The following is a 19556-nucleotide window of genomic DNA, read 5'->3' as shown; positions in this document are numbered from 1 at the left end:
CCACGCCTTGGTGTCCCCTTCACGCCGGAGATTCACCGAGCCCGGTTACCCGCTCCTCCCGCCGCCATTCCGGCCTATCGAGGCGTCGACGCGCGGCCCGTCCCTGCGTCGCTGCCTGCTCGCGTCGGGGACCTGGTGCGCACCGAGCGTGCCGATGGTGACGTCCCGTTCACTCGCCCAGGTGATCAGGCGCGGCAGAACCGCCAAGGCGCCACGCCAAGCGCCGGGGGTGGAGGCATGGTCGCAGTCGTGCAGTAGCACGGTCCCCCCGCCGTCGAGATCCTTCACGAGAGTCCGCCAGATCGACTCCGTGGGGCGGGTGGCCTCCCAGTCGCGGCCCCAGGCCGTCCACAACCGCGGCGTCAGTTCCAGCCGTCGACACGCTACCAGCGCGGCTGTCGTCAGGACCCCGTACGGCGGCCGGTACCAGACCGGCGCAACACCCGCCACGGCCGCCACCCGGTCCCGGGCCCGCGCGATGTCGGTGTAGGTGGCGGCGGGCGAACGTCCCAGCAGGTTCCGGTGCTCCCATCCGTGCACCGCGACCTCATGCCCAGCGGCCGCCACCTCCCGGCCGAGCCCCGGGTCACGGTCAAGCATCACGCCCAGCAGAAAGAAGGTCGCCGAAACCTGCTCCCGCTCCAACAGGCGCAGGAAGTGTGGAGTCGAGGCCCGATCAGGCCCGTCATCGAACGTCAACGCGAGCCGGGTCACCGGACCCCGTCCCGACAGGCGTGGACACAGCCGCCGTCTCACCGCCCCGCAGGTGAGGACCGTCGGCAGTGCCTGCACCGCTGCCCCGACCACCACGGCCGCCGCAGCACCCATCATCAACGCCCGCACCCTCGGCACCTCCGTCCCCAGGCACAGCCACCCACCAGCCGTTACCCCCTTCCGCTGAGGTCAGGCCCCGCTATGTCGGCGGAGCGCGGAGTGATTGACCTGGGCGGCCACGATCACCGGTCGATGCCCTCGGGTGGGTCGGCTCCGGACAGCGTCATGACCAGACGAAAGATGAACGTGCGGCTCATCGCTGCCTCTGTGGTCGGCATGGTGCTTGGCGGTGTTGCGGTCGGCCAGCTGCGGGATTCGCGGGAGGAACGGGAGCAGAACTCTTCGATCTCACTCGTGGCCTTTGTTGCGTCCGGCGGTAGCGGGGGTGGGGACGCCAGGGGCGTCTACCAGATGGCAGGACAACTGGCAGTGATCAATGCTGGGCCGGCACCGATCACTGTCCGTGCGGCTACCGGCGAACTGCCGGGTGTCCGGGTCCGAGGTGTCGGACAGTCTCGGTTGCTGCGTCCCGACGGTACCGGCTGGATCGAAGTCGAGGTGCGTATCGACTGCCCGATCCGGTTCGGGAGCGAGCCGTTGTCGGTGGGGTTTGCGGTAGAGACCGCTGATGAGAGGGCCAGGAAGGTCAGCCGGCCCGTCGCTGTGCTCGGTAGCGCCTGGCACCGCGACGTCGAGCGGCCATGTGCGCACCTTGCTGATCTGGTGAAGCGCAACGGCTAGACCGCAGCCGCAGACGCATCAGCGACCTGCAGTCAGCGCCACAAGCGGGATTTTACCCAAGACCACGTACACGGACATGCCGCCGATCGGGTGCCGGGAGTGGGCTACAACTTCTCAGCCAAGGCATCTGGGGCCAAGGCACGATTCAGGTATCCCAACCGGCCCGAACACTGCCCGCGGACGCCCGCATCTGCCGCGAAGCGCCGTCACCAAGGTGACGTTGTTGACGGCGGTCGAGGTCCAGTCGTGTCGATAAGCGTGTGTCGCAACGGGTGCCTTGGCCATGCCCGAGTCGGGGGTCGGGGTTTGACTCGCTGGCGCGGTCCTTCTGCCGGTTCCGTCCACGGAGGTGGTGTAGAGCGTGCCCGTTGTGGGCGTGTCAAATAGGCCGGGAGTCAGAGGCCCGACCGGACGTTGTTCGCCAACGTGCCCCAGGCCAGAATGTGTTGCTGGCTTGGTGGCGGGATCGGATACCAGCTCCGAGTCACCGCATCACGCAGACTCATCTTGATGGTGGATCGTCGACGGAAACGGCTGCCGAGACATCGGCGACCAACTCGCCGATGTCGTCCGTCCAGTGCGACGCGACTACGAGGTCGCGTTCGGGATCGATCCACAGCAGATGGCGGCCAAGATTCCCTCGGGCGCAACGGCCGCTCGCTGGCGCGTCGGGCTGGACCCGCTGTCGGTCATTGAGCCACCACAGGTAGCCGTAGTCGGGGTTCAGTTCGCACGGCTGCCAGCTGCGGTCGATCCAGGATTCGCTCACCAGTTGCCGGCCGGCCCACCGCCCACGGCGAAGGTATAGCTGGCCGAGCAGGGCAAGATCGTTGGCGGAGATCCAGATCCCGCCTCCCCAGTGCGCGCCGCCGCTCACCACGGGCACCCCGGAACCGGAGACCTCGATGACTGAGTTGCTGTAGCCGTGCCACGCCCAAGAGGTTGAGGCACCGAGCTGATCGAACACCTGCTCCCGCAGTATCGATGGCAGCGGCCGTCGGAACAGGGCCGTCAGGGCCAGGCAAAGGAGATTCACCCGTACGTCGTTATAGGCCCACCCGGACCCCGGCGGACCGCCCTGGGGTTCGGTGCCCTCCCGTCGACTCTGAGCGTCGACCCAGGTCGGTTTCCCCCACAGCTCGCCCTGCCACTGGCTGGTCTGTTGCAGCAGATGGTGCCAGGTCATCTCACGAGCCGCATCGGTAGTGAAGATCGGGTGATCAACGGTATCCGCCACCGGCGCGTGCACGTCGATGAGCTTCTGGTCGAAAGCGAGACCGGCGACGGTGGACACGATGCTCTTGGTGCCACTGAACAGCATCTCTGGTCGATCTGGGTTACCCCACTCAGCGACGACCCAACCGCGGTGTACGACGACACCACTGGCTCCGGAGGCCGGTAGGAGTGGCCCGATGAGCCGTCGGTGCGACGAGTCCCCGTTCTGGCCCGACATGTATCTAGCCATGTCTTCTATTCCTTCGGTTACCCGCCGGCTCTGCCGGACGGTCACCTCGCCAATCGTAGCCACGGCAGCCCCATCGGCCGGGTAGGTATCGAGACCTGCCGTAAGTGGTCGAAGTGGTCGCGTCACTCTCGCGACGCTACCGACAAGGCACGTCGCGGTGCTGTAATGCCGCTCTCACAGCAGGGACGAGCAGACCAACAACCCAGCATCGGGCGGACTGCAGGTATTGGTGCAGCACCGCCTTCGGGGCACCCAGATCAGCCATGCCCACCAGTCTTCCTTAGCGCTGGACTATCGAGTCAGCTGTCACCTGCACGATCAGTGCCCGGCTCGATGGGTCGACATCGGCACATGCCGCTGTCGGCGCGCGAGCGGCGAGCAGGACACGACCGCGCGTACGCTGCCGTGGTGCAGATCGACTTGGTTGCCCTGATTGTCGAGGAGTACGACCCGGCGATCGCGTTCTTCACCGACGCACTCGGCTTCGACCTCGTCGAGGACTCCCCATCGCTGACCGATGACGGACGACCCAAGCGGTGGGTCGTCGTCCGGCCCCCGGCTGCCCAGACCGGGATTCTGCTCGCCCGCGCCGACGGAGAACAGCAGCGTGCCGCTGTCGGTAGCCAGGTAGCCGCCTACCGACGGATGACCGAGGCCGGCGTCACCTTCGTCCGGGAACCACGGACCGAGCCCTACGGCCGAGTCGCGGTCTTCCTCGATATCGCCGGCAACCGGTGGGACCTCCTCGGCGCGACCTGACGTCAGCGCACCTGCCAGCAAAGCCGCCAAGATCACACGTCCGGATCTGTCTCCATCCTGGTGTGGTAATGCGTAGAGGGTCGGTGTCGCCGAGACGCGTTACAGGACATGACGACGGGACAGGGCGCGTAGGGCGAGGTAGCCGGGTGGCACCGGGATCCAGAAGGTCGCCAGCCGGTAGATCAGAACGGTGGCGACGGCGGTGTCCAGTGGTATGCCGTAGAGCAGTAGGCCGGATACGAGTGCGGCTTCTGTGGCGCCGAGTCCGCCGGGGGTGGGTGCGGCGGACGCGACGCCTTCGCCGATGACGCAGATGAGGATCACCGGCGGGATGAGGGTGATGGCGAACGGCCGGCCGGTGGCGAGCAGCGCCAGGTAGAGGCAGAGGCCGTAGGTGAGGGTGAGCGCCAGGGAGGCGCCGAGAAGTCGTGGGAGACGGTGGTGGTGGGTCAAGGTGTGTAAGGCGGCGAGGACGTGACGGCTCATCTCACGTCCTCGGTGGCGGATCCGGGGGATGGCGAGGGCCGCCGCGAGGATGAGGAGCGCGACGAGTGCTCCGATCAGCAGGGGCAGCGCCGTGGTGGCGCCGTGGGTGAGCACGCGGGTGGGCTGGCGGGCGAAGGGCAGGAGGAGCGGCAGGAGCGCCACGACCGAGAGTGCGCCGGCGGTGCGTGAGACGGCCACTGCGGTGGCGGCCCCGGCGGTGCCGAGACGCTTCTGGTGAAGGTAGCGCAGGCTGAGAGCCGCACCGCCGAGGCTGCCGGGGGCCAGCCGGTTGGCGAATGAGGCCGCGAGTTGTACCAGGGTGGCTTCGCCGAGCGGTACGCGGTTGGCCGCGGCCAAACGGAGCACGACGGCGCTGAGGAGGTAGGTGAGGGCAGAGCCCAGGAGCGTCGCCACGACGGCGACGGGCTGTGCGTGGGTGATCAGGTGGAGAGCGGTGCGGACCTCGCCGAGCTGTGGGAGCAGCAGGTGCACGATCAGTCCCAGCACGATCAGGAGCAGGACGTCGCGGGTGCCGATCCGGACCACCCGAGCCGGTGGGCGTTGACGGTCGGGGCAGCGTCGGCGGATTTCCTCGCGTAGATGGTTGAGCAGCCCATGCTGGTGGCGGAGGGCTTGACGGCCGGCGCGGGTGAGCGCTGGCTGCTGAAGGAACGCGGCGCTGTCGGTTACTGCATGGGCGCCGAGTCGGTTGATCGCCGTATCGACGACGGCGGCCGGTGCGACCCGGGTGGCGAGTGCGACCATCAGCTCGACGATGTCCCGGGCTTTCTGATCGGGCGGCGCGTCGTCGATGCCGAAGCCGAGATCGACAAGGTGAACGTAATCCCTGTCGACGAGCATGTTGGCGGCGCGTAGGTCGCGGTGGGCGATGCCGGCCTGATGCAACAGCGCCACCTGATTCCACGCGTCGGTCACGACAGTGAGCGGGACCGGCCCGACGGTGTCTCCGAGAGTCACCGCGTCGATGAACTCCTGCACCAGCAGGGCGCTTCCGTCGGCGGCGGTGGCGGTGCAGACGACGGACGGGACCCGCACGCCTGCTCGTTCGGCCAGCAGAGTCAGGTTGCTTTCGTGTTCGCTCTGCTGTTTGGGGCTGAGATACGGAGGCGCGTCGGCGACGTGCCGGTAGCGCATCCGGCGGTACAGCTTGTAGGCCCAGTCCGCGTCCCGCTGCGCCCCTCCGGTGATCTTGACGAACAGCCGTCGTCCGTCGGCGGTGTCCGCCCGCCAGGGCTGGGAGCCATGGGAGTCCCCCCGGATCGGGATCAGCCTGCCGACGTCGAAGCCCCGACGACGCAGCACACCACGCACGGTCTGCGCCGCCATCTGCGGCCCGACGTCGCCGGTGACCAGGAGGGTGAGGCACATCGCGAGCCAGCCGACGAGGATTCCGCCGACCGCGTCGACGGGCAGGTGCGCACCGACGTGGATCCGGGCGACGGCGACCAGCGCCACCAGGCTCCAGGCGAGGCGGCGCTGACGGGTGGTGCCCCGGTGCGTGAGGATCAGCGCCAAGGCGGTCGCGACCGCGACGTGCCCCGAGGGGAAGCCGAGATCCCCAGTGACCGAGCCTTGAACGATGGCGTCGGCGATCAGGGCCGAGGGGCGCTGCCGGGCGACCGCCGCCTTGACGGCCAACGCAAGCCAGTACGCCAGGTTGCCGGCGAGCAGAAGCCGCCATGCCATGTCGGTCCGACGTAGGAGAACGGCCACCGCGGTGGCGACGAGAACCGCCAGATATGAGCCGGCCTGCATGACGACGACCAGGCCCGGCGTCACTACCGCAGGCAGGTGGTTGAACAGGGCGAACAGGTCCCGTTCCCACAGCGGAACGGGACGGTGCCGCGTCATGACACTGACGGCGACCAGCAGGCCGGTCGACGCGGTCAGACTGGCCAGCAGCGCCGGCGACGGGCGATGAGTTCGCATGACCAAGATCCTCGGCTGGCTCCTCGACCCGCTCGCGTCGCCGATGACCCGAACACTACGGCCTGGCCTACGCGCCGCACGGGCGTTCCGGCGAATCATGACTTCGGCGGCCGCCGGACGCGGCGGCCGGGCCATCCTCAGTCAGCCGCATCTGGAAGGCGGGCGGCCTCCGCCTTCGGCGGCAATCGGCCGGAGACCGCGCGGCGAATCTCATCACCCGGAAGGGCATGGTTGAGGCCCGTGCCCGCTGAGGCGATCCCCGACCCGGGAGGGTGGCATGCTCATCGTGGTCGAGTCCGGAGCCGGTGGGGCGACGATACGGTGCCGCTATGGACGGCGAACTGCCGCAACCTCGGCCACCGGGGACAGCTCCGGCAGGACGTAAGCCAACCGGCATGCCCGCGACTCGTGCCCGACTCAGTGTGCGTGAATTGCCGCTGTCGGGTCCGTTCGGCCGGTGAGTTAGTTGCGTGGCCAGACGTGGACGGGGACGGTGGGGAAGGCTGCGGTGAGGAAGTGTTCGGTGCGGCGGTCGCGTAGCAGGCAGTCGGGCCAGAGGTTCAGCACGTCGGGGAGGCTGCGGTGGCCGAGGGCCAGTTGCAGTAGCGCGGTGGGCGGGATTGCGGCGTGGGTCGCCGGGTCGGTGGGCGGGCTGACGGCGCCGCGTACGGCGGTCACTGCCGTCAGGTGACCGTCGGTGAACGTCAGGCGGGCGGCATGGCCGTAGGTGTCGATGGTCAGTGTCGCCTCGGGCCAGTGCAGGTTGGCCGCGCGCCAGCGTTCCCGCAGCACCGGTCGCAGGCGGGCGAGCAGGTCGCACGGGTCGCCGGTGCGGACGTACCAGCCTCGGGGTCGTTGTGGTGCGCCGGGCGGGGTGAGCAGGATGAGCGGGTGCCGCGGGTCGAGGATGGGCCGCACCCCGGTGAACGGTCGGCCTTGCGATGCCTCGTGCTGCCGGCCGGTCCGGCCGAGGTAGGTGTGCATCGCGGGGGCGGCCTGCGGCCACTGGTTCGGTGGGCAGGCGGCCGCGACGACGATCAGCTCGCCGGTGGCGGACAAGCGGACACCGTGTACCAGGTAGCCGAGTACGTGGGTGTCGCGGGCGAGGACGGCCACCGTGCGGCGGGCGGTGGCTGTCGGGCGGCGTCCGGCGATCTCGTATCGCCACGTCGCCGCGTCGCGGGGGCAGGTCAGGGTGGTGCTGTCGGCAAGCGACCGGTCGAGGTCGGCGAGAGCGTCCGCGTCGGTGACCGTGGCGGGCCGCATCGTCAGGCCACCGGTCGGCTGGTCCTGTCCGTTGGCGGGTAGTGCGGTGGCGGATACGGTTGGTGCGCCGTCGTTGGCCAAGGCGTAGTCGTAGCCGAGCCGCCGGTAGAAGTACGGAATCCCCTCGATCATCTGTACCGGCACGCCGTCGGTCGTGTACCGCTGGTGCAACGTGGTGAACAGCCGCTCCGTCAGCCGATTGCCGCGATGCGCGGGCAGGGTGCCGACCAGTTCGATCTGGGCGACCGGCAGCCGTACTCCGGCGAGACTCCAGTCCTGCCGCAGCCCGACGAGACTGGCCACCAGGCGGCCGGTGGCGATCTCCTCGGCCACCACGAAGTCGTCGTGCCTGACTGAAGGATGACCGTCCAGGAGATCCTCGACCCAGGCGGCGATACCCGCGTCCGGTGTTCCGTCGGTCGAGGCCGACAGCTGGACCGAGGCCTGCAGCGCCGCCAACTCGGCGGCATCGCAGGGCCGGCCCGGCCGCACGAGGTAACGATCGCTCGCCGTTGTCATGACTTACGTTCTACCAACCCGACCGCAAACCGCAAAGCCTGCGAACATCCCCGCCCGTGTTACATCGCTGGTGCTGCTGCTTCGGGTGCCCTGCCCTGGTGGAGGGCCGCTTATCCACGCTCTAGATCGCCTTCGAGGCCGACTCAGCCGAGCCATCACAGTTCAACCAATCAAGATCAGCCGTCGATCTGACACTCTTGGTGACGCTACTGCTCTCGCGTCTATTGAGTGGATAGGTCCCGGCCAGGAGCGGCGGGCTGGGATCTGTCGATCTCGGAGGGTCGCGAGATGGCCAGCTCAGTGAACCAGCGCCGGTCGTGATGAAACACCCCGCGGACGGTGAGTCCGGCGGCCTTTGCCACCCCGTCGACCGCCGCAGTGTCAAGCCGGGCCCAGAGGAACGATGGCCCTAGGCGCAGTCCGCCCCTGGCGGTCCTTACCGCCAGTCGGGCCTGACCACGCCACAGGCCGAAACCGGGTGGTTCGAGTTCCACGAGCACGGTGCCGTCGGGACGCAGCAGGTCGAGGCACCGATCGAGCAGGGTTACCGGGTCGCCGCCGATGCCGATGTTCCCGTCGATGAGCGCCACGTGTGACCAGGTTCCCTCGGCGGGCAGCGGATCGAAGATGTCTCGCTGAAGGGCGACCGCGCCTCGGGCCCGAGTCATGCGGACCGCTTGCGCGGAGATGTCGACGCCGACCGCGGTTAGACCAGCCCGAGTCAGTGCCAGGGTGAGCCGACCTGGGCCGCAGCCCAGGTCGAGGGTCGGGCCGGCGCATCGGGTGACGACTGCGTCCACTGCGGGCTCGGCCGACCCGTGCCATCGGCGTACCGGCAGTCGGCTACGTCGACCGTTGTCGTCGTGCACCAGCCAATGGACTTCGGTCTGGTGCCGCAGCGCGCTGCCGAACGCCTCCACGGGTCTGGCCCGGACGCTGCGGGTCACCGCTGGATCCCTGACAGCAGGCTGCTTCGGACCGCCACAACCTGGCTCGCGAACCGGCCGCGCGGGGCAACTGCGCCCCGCCGCTCCCGAGCGTCGTGCGGGCCGGCCGGGATCGGCCGCTCCGACCGAACCTTCGTGCCGGCCGGCCACGCCGTCGGACCTTCGGTGGTGAGCAAGGCCACCGCCAGTGCGTCGGCCCAGTTGTCGACGTCGCGTAACAGGGGTAATGGATCGACTCGTAACCCTTGTCCACGCAAAGCCGTCCGGGTCCAGCGTCCGGTCCGTGCGGTGGACATCGGCACCGCCCGTAGCGCGCCGGCGTGCCGGGGGTCCCGCAGGCCCAACGCCCACCATCCGCCATCGACGGCGGGGCCGAGCACGGCGTCGGTCAGGGCGAGGCGGTGGACGGCCGCGTCGAGCTGCGTCAGGGTCAGTTGTGGGGTGTCCATGCCGATCTGGAGGACCGGCCGCCCTGGATGTGCGGCGGCTACGTCAGCGTGGGCATTGGCGAGTCGGTCGCCGAGGTCGGTGCCCCGCTGCGGCATGATCCGCCAGCCGGTGAGCGCGGCGGTCAGTTCGCTGGATTCCTCGGCGTCGGCCAGGCGCCCGTCGAGGGCCAGCACCGGGGTCACCCCGGGGGTGGCGCGAACGGTGTCCAGGGTGTCCAGCAGCGAGGCGGCAGCGATCCGGGCTGCCTGGAGTGGGCTGGCCGGCGGGCAGAGTCGCGTCTTCACCGCCCCTGGCACGGGTGCCTTCGCCACTACCAGCAGGATGGTCACCGAGGCCCGTCCACCGTGCGTAGCACCCCGGCGAAGTCTCGGGTCGCGCGGAGTGTGCCGCGTACCGAGCCGGAGACCTTCGAGCGGGTGCCGACGGCGCGGGGCGAGTAGCGTACGTCGAGCTCGCGGATCCGCCAGCCGGCCGCGGCGGCGCGGATGAGCAGTTCGAGGGGGTATCCGAAGGCGCGGTCGGTGACGCCGAGGCCGAGCAGCGCCTCGCGGCGGGCCACCCGGATCGGGCTGAGGTCGCGCAGCGGTATGCCGCGGTGCCGCAGCAGCGCCGTGACCAGGGCGGTACCGGCTCGGGCGTGCCACGGCCAGGCACCGGCGGCGACCGGCCGGCGACGGCCGGCCGTCAGATCGGCCGAGCCGTCCGCGACCGGCGCGACGAGTGTCGGGAGTTCGGTGGGGTCGAAGGAACCGTCGGCGTCGAGGACGCAGACCAGTTCGGCGTCGGCCGCCTCCAGTCCGGTGTGGACGGCGGCACCGTAGCCCCGGCGCGCTTCGTGCACCACCCGGGCGCCGTGTCGGGCCGCGACCTCCGGCGAGCCGTCCCGGGAGCCGTTGTCCACCACGATCGCCCGGTAACCGGGCGGCAGGGCGGTGAGTACGCCGGGCAGCGCCGCCGCTTCGTCCAGGCACGGCAGTACCACGTCGATCCGTGATGACATACCGGGAACGCTAGGACGCGGAACGACCCGGAGAGAGCTAAACAACACGATATGCGTTCTTAACGGTGTATCGGCGTGTACCGGATGGGGATGTCCTGGCTGTTCGGGCATCACAGAGTCGGTGCGGGCCGTACCGTCCGGTCGTCATGAGAACGAGCTCGCCCCTGCAGCAGGCGCCGGAGCAGTCCGCCCGACGCGTCGACGCCGACCTGGTCGTGCTCGGTGTCGAGGTGGTGTTGGTCGCCGCCGCGGTAGGGGTCGGCATGGTGCTCAACGCGCGCGGCGTCGGGCTGCACGCCGACGCCGCGCCGATCTACGCCACCTGGCGTCCGCACGTGGGCTGGGGAACCCCGGCCGCACTCCTGGTCGCCGCAGGGGTGGTCGGCTGGGGCGCCCGGTGGGCTCGGACTGCTCGCTGGGGTCGGCTGTTGGTCGCCGGCTATCTCGCGGCGGTGGCCTGGACGATGTCGCTGGCTCTGGTGGACGGCTGGTCAGCCGGCTTCACCCAGCGGCTCACACCGCAGGCCGAGTACCTGCACGAGGTGCCTGCGATCACCGACATCCCGGCGACGGTGGCCGGTTTCAGTGCCCGGATCCTCGACTTCCAGCCGGACTCCTGGTCCACCCACACGGCCGGCCATCCGCCGGGGGCGCTGCTGGCCTTCGTCGTGCTGGATCGGGTGGGTCTCGGCGGACCCACTGCCGCCGCCCTGGCATGCGTGCTGGTGGGGGCGACAGTGACCGTGTCGGTGCCGGTGGCGCTGCGGGCGCTCGGCGCGGCGCAGTCGGCACGTACAGTGCTGCCCTTTCTGGTGTTGCTGCCCGGCTCCGTCTGGGTGGGCGTGTCGGCCGACGGCATCTTCGCCGGTGTGGTCGCGGCGGGGCTGGCCCTGCTGGCGGTACGCGGACGGGTCGCCGCCGTCGCCGGGGGCCTGCTTCTCGGCGTCGCCCTGTACCTGTCGTACGGCTTCGTGCTGGTCGGCATCGCGGCCCTGGCGGTGTTGGTGCTGCGGTCCCGGGACCGCTGGCCGGCGCTACTCGCGGGGCTCGCCGGGGCCGGCGCGGTGGTGCTCGCCTTCACCCTGGCCGGTTTCTGGTGGCTGGACGGCTACCACCTGGTGGTCGAGCGGTACTACCAGGGCTGGGGGGCGGATCGCCCGTACGGGTACTGGGTGTGGGCGAACCTGGCGGCGCTGGTGGTCTGTGCCGGCCCGGTGCTCGGGCCGGCGCTGCGTCGGACAGCGCGGGCAGCGGTCCGTCCGGCGCGGTCCGCCGCGGCAGCCTGGCGCGGGTCCAGCCGGCACCGCGTGATCGGGTTGCTGGACGCCCTTCGGGCGGCGGGGCCGACGGTGCTGCTGCCACTGGCCGCCGCGCTGATGGTCAGCGCAGCGAACCTGTCCGGGCTGAGTAAGGCGGAGGTGGAGCGGATCTGGCTGCCGTTCGTGGTCTGGCTGCTGGTGGCCACCGCTCATCTGCCGCCGCGCGCCCATCGGTGGTGGCTGGCCGGGCAGGCGCTCACCGCCCTCGCGGTCAACCACCTGCTCTGGACGGTGTCCTGACCCCGGCGGCCACTCAGGCCGCGAGCGCGGCCGGTTCTCGGAGCGGATCGGTGGCGAAGGCGGCCACCCCTTCGGCGAACCCGACCTGGGCGGTGTAGCCGAGCAGCTCCGCCGCCCTGCGGGGGTCGGCGACCACGTGCCGGACATCGGCCGCCCGTCCACCGCCGACGATCAGCGGTGCCGGTCCGGCCATCGCCTCGGCGAGGGTGGCGGCCAGTTCGCCGACGGTATGCGGCTCGCCGGAGCAGACGTTGACCGGCACCAGCCCACCCGGTGGTGGGGTGGCGGTCAGCGCCAGCAGGTTCGCCCGGGCGACATCAGTGACATGGACGAAGTCGCGTCGCTGCCGGCCATCCTCGAACACCCTCGGAGGTAGGCCCGCCGCCAGCGCGGACCGGAAGATCGACGCCACCCCGGCGTACGGCGTGTCCCGGGGCATCCGGGGACCGTAGACGTTGTGGTAGCGCAGCGCCCAGGCACTGCCGCCGGTCTGCCGCGCCCACGCGGCGGCCAGGTGCTCCTGGGCCAGCTTGGTGGCCGCGTACGTACTCCGGGGCTCCAACCGCGCGTCCTCGGGCACCAGGGCCGGTGCGAGCGTCCCCCCACAGCGGGGACAGGCCGGCTCGTACCGGCCAGCCGTCAGGTCGGCGACGCTGCGGCAGGCCGGCCGCACGACGCCGTGGGTCACACATTCGTACCGACCCTCACCGTAGACGACCATCGAGCTGGCCAGCACCAGCCGCGTCACGCCCGCCCGGTGCATCGCGGCGAGCAGCACGGCGGTGCCGTAGTCGTTGTGGCTGGTGTAGTCGGGGGCGTCGGACGGGTCCAGCCCGTGCCCCACCATCGCCGCCTGGTGGCACACCGCGTCCACGCCGGACAGGAGCCGGTCCAGCAGGCGGGCGTCCCGGACGTCCCCGGCCACCAGATCGTGCCGCCGGGACCAGTCGGGCAGTTGTCCGCCGTGCGCCTGGGGCAGCATCGCGTCGAGCGCCACCGGCTCGTGGCCCTCGGCCACGAGCAGGTCGGCGACCTGCGATCCGATGAAACCGGCGGCGCCGGTGAGCAGTACCCGCATCCCCGTGACGGTAATCGGACACGGACGGCGTGGGCGCGGTTCCGCCGATTGGCAGGCATTCGGTATCGGGGTATCCACCAAATCGGGGCATAGTGGCGTCTAACCTGCCGGCTATGGGTCTGACGGACCGGCGATTCGGCTTTCCGCAGAGGTGGTGGCGTGCCCTCGACAGGCATCGCCCGCCGGTCCCGGGTCTCGGCGGGGATCGGTGGCGCAGCCCGTTGCGCGGCCCGCGACTCACCGCCATCTTCGGCGCCGTGCTCCTCGCCGGCCTGCCGCTGGTGATCATCACGGGGTTACTCGACTACGCCGCCTACGGCCCACAGTTCGGTCAGGCCCTCCCCCGCGATGTCGGCTGGTTGCGGCTACCGCCGTTCGACTGGCCGACCAGGCCGTCCTGGCTGTTCCGGGTCACCCAGGGGCTGCACGTCACGCTCGGCATCATCCTGATCCCGGTGGTACTGGCGAAGCTGTGGTCGGTGATCCCGAAGCTCTTCGTCTGGCCGCCGGCCCGCTCCCTGGCCCAGGTCCTGGAACGGCTGTCGCTGCTACTGCTGGTCGGCGGGATCCTCTTCGAGATCGCGACCGGCCTGCTCAACATCCAGTACGCGTACCTGTTCGGCTTCGACTTCTACACCGCGCACTACTTCGGCGCCTGGGTCTTCATCGGCGCGTTCGTGGCACACGTGGCGCTGAAGCTGCCCCGGATGATCAGCGCGCTGCGCTCCCGGCCGACCCTCCGGCATCCCCGCCTGCCAGGGCAGGGTGAGCCACTCCGGGCCACACTGCGTACCCCACTGGCCGACAGCCGACCCGAGGCACCCGACCCGGACGAGTTGGTTCCCACCGCACCCGGCACACCCACGGTGAGCCGACGCGGCGCGGTGGCCCTGGTCGGCGGCCTGTCCCTGCTCCTCGGCGCCCTCACGGCCGGGCAGACCCTCGACGGTGGCTGGCGGCGCACCGCGCTGCTGCTGCCCAGGGGACGGCAGCTCGACAGTGGACCGAACGGCTTCCCGGTCAACCGCACCGCCGTCGCGGCCGGCATCCGACCGGACGAGACCGGGCCGCAGTGGCGGTTGACCGTACGCGGCGGTGGACGCCTGGTCACCCTCGACCGGCCCCGGCTGATCGCGATGAGCCAGCACACCGCCCGCCTGCCGATCTCCTGCGTGGAGGGGTGGTCGACGCTGCAGACCTGGTCGGGCGTACGACTGCGCGACCTCGCCGCCCTGGTGGGAGTGACCGATCCGGCCTCCGCTCGGGTGCGCTCGCTGGAGCAGGCCGGCCAGTTCAACCAGGCGATCCTCCAGGCCAACCAGGTCCTCGACGGCGACTCCCTGCTCGCGCTACGGGTCAACGGCGCCGATCTCTCAGCCGACCACGGCTTTCCCGCCAGGGTGATCATCCCCGCCATTCCCGGCGTGCACTGCACGAAATGGGTCGCCGAGATCGACTTCCGAACGGACAGCCAGTGAACCGGCCCGGCGCCCGCTTCCGGGCGGCCTACGGGTCGTCCCTACGGCACCTGGCCGTCCTGCTCGCCTGCTTCGGCCTTACCGGCTGGATCGCACTCCGACTGGCCGGAGAGCCGTCGGCGGGCCGGATGCTGCTCTGGTTCGTCGGCGCAGTCGTGGCCCACGACCTCATCCTCTTCCCGATCTACGCGACGGCCGACCAGGGGCTGCGACAGGTACTCGACCGCTTCGACAGCACACGCTCGAGCTACCCCCCGAACGCCACCCGCCAGACGGCAGGCCTGCGGGTCGGGCAGCCCTCACCCCCACCTTTGGCGCTGAACCACGTCCGGGTGCCGGCACTCGCCGCCGGACTGCTGTTCCTTGTCTATCTCCCGGGAATCCTGCGACAGGGCCGGGACACCTATCTCGCTGCCACCGGTCAGGACCAGCAGCCGTACCTGCATCGGTGGCTGATGATCACCGGAACGCTGTTCCTGGTCAGCGGCGGCTTGTACGCGCTGCGCCGGATCCGTCGACGACAACTCGACGGGCTCGCGCGGTGAACAGCTCAACCCCCGTCACACTCGCAGGAGGCAGAACATGACCGGACTCGCACAGCCGCCCCTGGCCGAGGTGGCCGTGATCGGCGGCAGCGGGCTGTACGAGCTGATCTCCGGTGGCAGGTCGGTCGACGTGTCCACCCCGTACGGCCGCCCGTCCGAGGCGATCACCGTCGGTCAGGTCGATGGCCGGCGGGTGGCGTTCCTACCCCGACACGGCGCCGATCACCGGTTCCCACCACACCGGATCAACTACCGGGCCAACCTCTGGGCGCTGCGCACGCTCGGAGTACGCCAGGTTCTGGCACCCTGCGCGGTCGGATCACTGACCCCGGCACTGACACCCGGGACGCTCGTCCTCCCGGACCAGTTGGTCGACCGGACCAGTGGGCGGGCCGACAGCTACTTCGACGACGGCGCGGTGCACGTGTCGTTCGCCGACCCGTACTGCCCGAACGGACGCTCGACGGTCGCCTCTGCCGCCCGCGCCGTCGGGCTCGACCCGGTCGTCGGCGCCACGATGGTGGTGGTGCAGGGGCCACGCTTCTCGACCCGGGCAGAATCACAGTGGTACGCCCGCCAGGGCTGGCAGTTGATCAACATGACCGGACACCCGGAGGCAGTCCTCGCCCGTGAGCTGGAGCTGTGCTACACACCCATCGCCCTGGTGACCGACCTCGATGCCGGAATCGACGCGGCCGACGCGGTCAGCCACACCGAGGTGCTGCGCATCTTCGCCGCGAACGTCGAACTCCTGCGCAAGGTGCTCCACCATGCCGTGCCGGCCATGCCCGATCCCGTCGACTGCCCCTGTGGACGGGGACACGAGGGCGTCCCGCTCCCGATCACCCTGCCCTGAACACACCGGAGGCGCCATGACTCGTTCGGGGCCCTGTGCCAGTTGGTGTGCGCCTACGAGGCAACCGCTCCCCAGCAAGGTGATTCTGATGGTCGAGGTTGCAGCCAGAGCGCACAGGCCGGCCACGTCCGGGTGCGTGAGCTGGGCGCGGGCCATCGCCTCCCTGCGCAACTCGGCCCGGCGGATTACCTCCGGGCGGCGGGACGGCTAATCGTCGCGGTCTTTCCGCCTCTTTCGAGCTGCCGGCGCTGGAGGCTCGGCCGTTGGTGGGATGGCCGCGGCGATGCAGTCGAGGACGCGCTCTAGCCCGTACCGGAACTGCTCGTCGCGGCTCAGGTGCGGCCGGCGCGCCTGCACCACGATCTTGGTGAAGATCGGGTACTCCCCACTCTTCATCAGCTGCTCGACACGCGGGGCGCTCCGCACCATCCACTCCGGCTCGCCGAGCCCGCTGCGGCGGACCTCCTCGGCCCAGCCGATCTCCTCGCGGACGGCGCTCTCCACGTACCCGGTCAGCAGGGCGATAAGGCCGAGGTTCTCGTCGATGGAGACGTGGACGTCGAGGGCGCCCATCACCCGTTCGATCACGAGCAGCTGGTTGGGGCCGTAGCTGGGGAGTGCCCGGCGCACGGTGGCGATCCACGGGTGCCTCAGCCACATGGCCCGCAGCCCGTTGGCGTAGCGGGTCAGGTCCGCGCGCCAGTCGCCGGAGGGCATGCCCTCGAGGTCGATCTCGCCCTGCAGTCGGTCGGCAATGAGCTCGATGAGGTCGTCGCGGCTGGGGACGTACCGGTAGAGAGACATCGCGCCCGCGCCGATCTCGGCGGCGATCCGCCGCATGGTGGCGGCCTCCAGCCCTTCGGCGTCGGCGATCCGGATCGCCGCCTCGGTGATCTGCCCACGGCTGTAGGCCGGTTTCGGCCCGTAGGCGGGGCGCTCGGGCCGCATCCAGATGCTCACATACTCGGCGTCTGTCACCGTTCCACTCCTCCTGGTTGCGTACATAGTACCCAGTCGCCTAGCCTGGCCGCCATGACCGCGTACAACGTACCCAGTGGGGAGATCATGGCGGACCCGATCGTGGTCGCCGAAGGGCTGCACAAGTCCTTCGGCGGCACCCATGCGCTGCGAGGGCTGGACCTGAGCGTTCCGAGAGGAACGGTCTGCGGCGTGCTCGGGCCGAACGGTGCGGGGAAGACCACTGCGCTGCGCATCCTGGCGACCTTGTCCGATCCCGATGCCGGGCACGCCCGTATCGCCGGATACGACGTCGTCCGCGAGGCCGGCAAGGTGCGGGAGAGGATCGGACTCGCGGGCCAGTACGCCGCCGTGGACGAGAAGCTCACCGGCCGCGGCAACCTGCGCATGTTCGGGCGCCTCTACCACCTGTCCCGGCGCGAGGCGCACCGGCGGGCCGACGAGCTGCTTGACCGATTCGGGCTGATGGACGCCGCCGACCGCCCGGTCGCCGGCTACTCCGGCGGCATGCGCCGCCGCCTCGACCTCATCACCAGCCTCGTCCTGCGCCCCGTTGTGCTCTTCCTGGACGAGCCCACCACCGGCCTGGACCCACGCAGCCGCGGCGAGATCTGGGCCAGCATCCGCGAGCTGGTGGCCGACGGGACCACGGTGCTGCTCACCACGCAGTACCTGGACGAGGCCGACCACCTGGCCAACGACATCGCCGTCATCGACCACGGACAGGTGATCGCCACGGGCACGCCCGACGAGCTGAAGGCCACGATCGGGAACCGCCTCGATGTCACCCTCGAAGACCCCGCCGCACTGCCTGAGGCGGCGACCATCCTGAACACCCTGGCCGGCACCGAACCCACGCCGACCGACGCCGACCGGCTCAGCGTCGCCCTGCCCGCCACCGGCCTCCGCCTCGCCGACATCGTGCGCGAGCTCGACCACGCCGGAGTCGCCGCCGCCGACGTGAGCTTGCGCCGCCCCACCCTCAACGAGGTGTTCCTGCGCCTCACCGACCGCAAGGAGCCTGTCCGATGACCACCCTCACCTCACCACTGCGTCGCCTGGGCTGGACGTTCATCGACGGGCTGACCCTGATCGGCCGCGAGCTGGGACGGCTGCGACAAGAGCCCGGGCAGATCGTCGCCGCGCTGATCTTCCCGGCCGTCATGGTGGTGCTGTTCGGGTACGTCTTCGGCAGCGCGATCCAGGTGCCCGGTGGCGACTACCGCGAGTACCTCATGCCAGGCCTGTTCGCGATGGTGACCTTCTCCGCGTGGCTGGGGGTCATGACGCGGACGGCCAGCGACGCCTCCCGCGGTGTGATGGACCGGTTCCGCTCCATGCCGATGGCGCGCTTGGCGGTGCCGTTCGGCCAGACCGGTGCCGACCTGCTGACCGGCCTGCTGATGCTGGCCATCATGGTGGGTGCGGGCCTGCTGGTGGGCTGGCAGCCGCACCGCGGTCTGATCCCCACGGCTCAGGCGTTCCTGCTGATGATCGTGCTGCGGTACGCGCTGAGCTGGGTGGGCGTCTATGTGGGCCTGGCGGTGAAGAACGAGCAGGTCGCCGACGCGATGGTGCCGCTGGGCCTACCGTTCACGATGCTGTCGAACGCGTTCGTCCCGACCGACGGCATGCCGGGCTGGCTGCGCTTCCTCGCCGACTGGAACCCGGTAAGCGCGCTCACCGCCGGCTCACGGGAGCTGTTCGGCAACCCGGGCGCCCCGTCCGGAGACGTGGCCTGGCCACTCGCACATCCGGTGACCGCCGTCCTACTCTGGTCGGCCGCGCTGCTGGCGGTGTTTGTCCCGCTGTCGCTGCGTGCCTACACGCGCAGGGGACGGTGAAGGCCCGGGGAGGATCCGACTCGCGGTACAAGCGCACAGCACGCTGACGTAGCTCATCGGGGTACTTCTTCGGTGCTGCCACGGACGACTTCCTCCCCACGGCCATCAGACCATGATCAAGAATGATGTTCCCCGGGTTTCTCGGAGCCGTGTCGGTTGGCGTCAGGCGACGGACAGGGCGATCGGATGGAGCCTTTCATACTCGGTTGGGGTGAGCATGCCCAGCGAGCTGTGGCGGCGTTGCCGGTTGTGGAAGATCTCCAGGTACTCGAAAATCGCGTTGGCCAGTTCGATGCGGGTGCGCCAGCGTCGGCGGTTGAGCAGCTCGGTCTGCATGCGACCCCAGAACGACTCGATCATGCCGTTGTCGTAGCAGTCGCCGATGGATCCCATCGATGGTGCCAGGCCAGCTTCCTGGACCCGGCGGGTGAATGCCCATGAGGTGAACTGGGCGAGTTCAATCGGTCGTTGCAACACCGGGCTGTTTCAGCGAGCTTAGCTGCTCGGCGAAGACCTCGGCCGGAGTCTTCCAGCCAAGGCTCTTGCGGGGCCGGTTGTTGAAAGCCCGTGGCCACTTCCCCAACGAGCAGGCCGCGTTGAAATGCTTGTACCTGGTGACCCGGTCCCTGGACCCCACCGGCACAGGCAGAACCCGATGGACGATCCGCTGGAAACCCGCCCTGAACGCCTTCGCCATCACCTTCAGCGACCGCTTCCCGACCGCTGAAACCTACTAACCAAGATCGCCGGAAACACCGTTTGGCGAGGCTCTGTCTCACATTCGGTGGTGACCGAAGGTGATCGATGTCGTTGAGGTCATGTGTGCAAGATCGATGATCTGACGAAGATGGTGTTCTCGGG

17 protein-coding genes and 2 pseudogenes are annotated in these 19556 nt (G+C 69.9%); 9 read left to right on the top strand and 10 right to left on the bottom strand.

What is annotated here, in order from left to right:
* Positions 1–45: 45 nt before the first annotated feature.
* Positions 46–831 (bottom strand): polysaccharide deacetylase family protein, encoded by a 786-nt coding sequence (locus ABT008_RS22160; RefSeq protein ID WP_350698276.1) that lies wholly within the window; start codon positions 829–831, stop codon positions 46–48.
* A 102-nt stretch (positions 832–933) separates the two neighbouring features.
* On the opposite strand from ABT008_RS22160, the gene ABT008_RS22155 reads away from it, so the two are divergent.
* Complete coding sequence (locus tag ABT008_RS22155; protein ID WP_350698126.1) at positions 934–1515, top strand: hypothetical protein; 582 nt, start codon at positions 934–936, stop codon at positions 1513–1515.
* 502 nt (positions 1516–2017) lie between these two features.
* On the opposite strand, the gene ABT008_RS22150 is transcribed toward ABT008_RS22155, so the two are convergent.
* Positions 2018–2968, bottom strand: a complete 951-nt coding sequence (locus ABT008_RS22150; protein WP_350698275.1) for a serine hydrolase domain-containing protein — start codon at positions 2966–2968, stop codon at positions 2018–2020.
* Positions 2969–3388: 420 nt separating this feature from the next.
* Here ABT008_RS22150 and ABT008_RS22145 point away from each other — a divergent pair, with 420 nt between their 5' ends.
* A complete protein-coding gene (locus ABT008_RS22145; RefSeq protein ID WP_502890488.1) occupies positions 3389–3739 on the top strand; it encodes a VOC family protein in 351 nt (116 codons plus the stop codon).
* Between the two features lie 99 nt (positions 3740–3838).
* Here ABT008_RS22145 and ABT008_RS22140 read toward each other — a convergent pair whose 3' ends face one another.
* From ABT008_RS22140 to ABT008_RS22120, 5 genes are all read right to left on the bottom strand, one after another.
* Entirely contained in the window at positions 3839–6175 is a 2337-nt protein-coding gene (locus ABT008_RS22140; protein WP_350698125.1) for a lysylphosphatidylglycerol synthase domain-containing protein, read from the bottom strand.
* 462 nt (positions 6176–6637) lie between these two features.
* Positions 6638–7960 (bottom strand): GNAT family N-acetyltransferase, encoded by a 1323-nt coding sequence (locus ABT008_RS22135; protein ID WP_350698124.1) that lies wholly within the window; start codon positions 7958–7960, stop codon positions 6638–6640.
* 221 nt (positions 7961–8181) lie between these two features.
* Positions 8182–8907: a methyltransferase domain-containing protein gene (locus ABT008_RS22130; RefSeq protein ID WP_502890486.1), complete on the bottom strand. Its 726-nt coding sequence runs from the start codon at positions 8905–8907 to the stop codon at positions 8182–8184.
* On the bottom strand, positions 8904–9686 hold the full coding sequence (locus ABT008_RS22125; protein ID WP_350698123.1) for a TIGR04282 family arsenosugar biosynthesis glycosyltransferase: 783 nt from the start codon (positions 9684–9686) through the stop codon (positions 8904–8906). The genes ABT008_RS22130 and ABT008_RS22125 overlap by 4 nt, the downstream gene beginning before the upstream one ends.
* Positions 9683–10357, bottom strand: coding sequence for a glycosyltransferase family 2 protein (locus ABT008_RS22120; protein ID WP_350698122.1), 675 nt, complete (start codon positions 10355–10357; stop codon positions 9683–9685). Before ABT008_RS22120 ends, ABT008_RS22125 begins: the two co-directional genes overlap by 4 nt.
* Positions 10358–10503: 146 nt before the next feature.
* Between ABT008_RS22120 and ABT008_RS22115 the strand changes: the two genes are divergently transcribed.
* On the top strand, positions 10504–11916 hold the full coding sequence (locus ABT008_RS22115; protein WP_350698121.1) for a hypothetical protein: 1413 nt from the start codon (positions 10504–10506) through the stop codon (positions 11914–11916).
* 13 nt (positions 11917–11929) lie between these two features.
* Here the strand turns inward: ABT008_RS22115 and ABT008_RS22110 are convergent, their stop codons facing one another.
* Complete coding sequence (locus ABT008_RS22110) at positions 11930–12994, bottom strand: NAD-dependent epimerase/dehydratase family protein (RefSeq protein WP_350698120.1); 1065 nt, start codon at positions 12992–12994, stop codon at positions 11930–11932.
* 113 nt (positions 12995–13107) lie between these two features.
* Between ABT008_RS22110 and ABT008_RS22105 the strand changes: the two genes are divergently transcribed.
* Genes ABT008_RS22105 through ABT008_RS22095 form a run of 3 tightly spaced genes read left to right on the top strand, consistent with a single transcriptional unit; the run spans position 13108 to position 15873 of the window.
* A complete protein-coding gene (locus ABT008_RS22105; RefSeq protein ID WP_350698119.1) occupies positions 13108–14472 on the top strand; it encodes a molybdopterin-dependent oxidoreductase in 1365 nt (454 codons plus the stop codon).
* Positions 14469–15017 carry a hypothetical protein gene (locus ABT008_RS22100; protein ID WP_350698118.1) on the top strand — a complete coding sequence of 183 codons (549 nt, stop codon included), beginning with the start codon at positions 14469–14471 and terminating at the stop codon, positions 15015–15017. The genes ABT008_RS22105 and ABT008_RS22100 overlap by 4 nt, the downstream gene beginning before the upstream one ends.
* Positions 15018–15054: 37 nt before the next feature.
* Positions 15055–15873, top strand: coding sequence for an S-methyl-5'-thioadenosine phosphorylase (locus ABT008_RS22095; protein ID WP_350698117.1), 819 nt, complete (start codon positions 15055–15057; stop codon positions 15871–15873).
* A gap of 207 nt (positions 15874–16080) precedes the next feature.
* Here ABT008_RS22095 and ABT008_RS22090 read toward each other — a convergent pair whose 3' ends face one another.
* Complete coding sequence (locus tag ABT008_RS22090; RefSeq protein WP_350698116.1) at positions 16081–16851, bottom strand: TetR/AcrR family transcriptional regulator; 771 nt, start codon at positions 16849–16851, stop codon at positions 16081–16083.
* A gap of 54 nt (positions 16852–16905) precedes the next feature.
* On the opposite strand from ABT008_RS22090, the gene ABT008_RS22085 reads away from it, so the two are divergent.
* On the top strand, positions 16906–17883 hold the full coding sequence (locus ABT008_RS22085) for an ATP-binding cassette domain-containing protein (RefSeq protein WP_350698115.1): 978 nt from the start codon (positions 16906–16908) through the stop codon (positions 17881–17883).
* Entirely contained in the window at positions 17880–18695 is an 816-nt protein-coding gene (locus ABT008_RS22080) for an ABC transporter permease (protein ID WP_350698114.1), read from the top strand. Before ABT008_RS22085 ends, ABT008_RS22080 begins: the two co-directional genes overlap by 4 nt.
* A 162-nt stretch (positions 18696–18857) precedes the next feature.
* Here ABT008_RS22080 and ABT008_RS22075 read toward each other — a convergent pair.
* Positions 18858–19145, bottom strand: a pseudogene (locus ABT008_RS22075) (transposase); the annotation flags it as partial.
* Positions 19146–19246: 101 nt separating this feature from the next.
* Between ABT008_RS22075 and ABT008_RS22070 the strand changes: the two are divergent.
* A pseudogene (locus tag ABT008_RS22070) lies at positions 19247–19432 on the top strand (IS256 family transposase); the annotation flags it as partial.
* Positions 19433–19556: the final 124 nt, after the last annotated feature.

This window comes from Micromonospora sp. NPDC002389, from assembly GCF_040296095.1.
Classification (GTDB): domain Bacteria; phylum Actinomycetota; class Actinomycetes; order Mycobacteriales; family Micromonosporaceae; genus Micromonospora.
The sequence above is the reverse complement of the archived record's forward strand: the minus strand, read 5'-3'. Positions and strand labels throughout refer to the sequence as shown.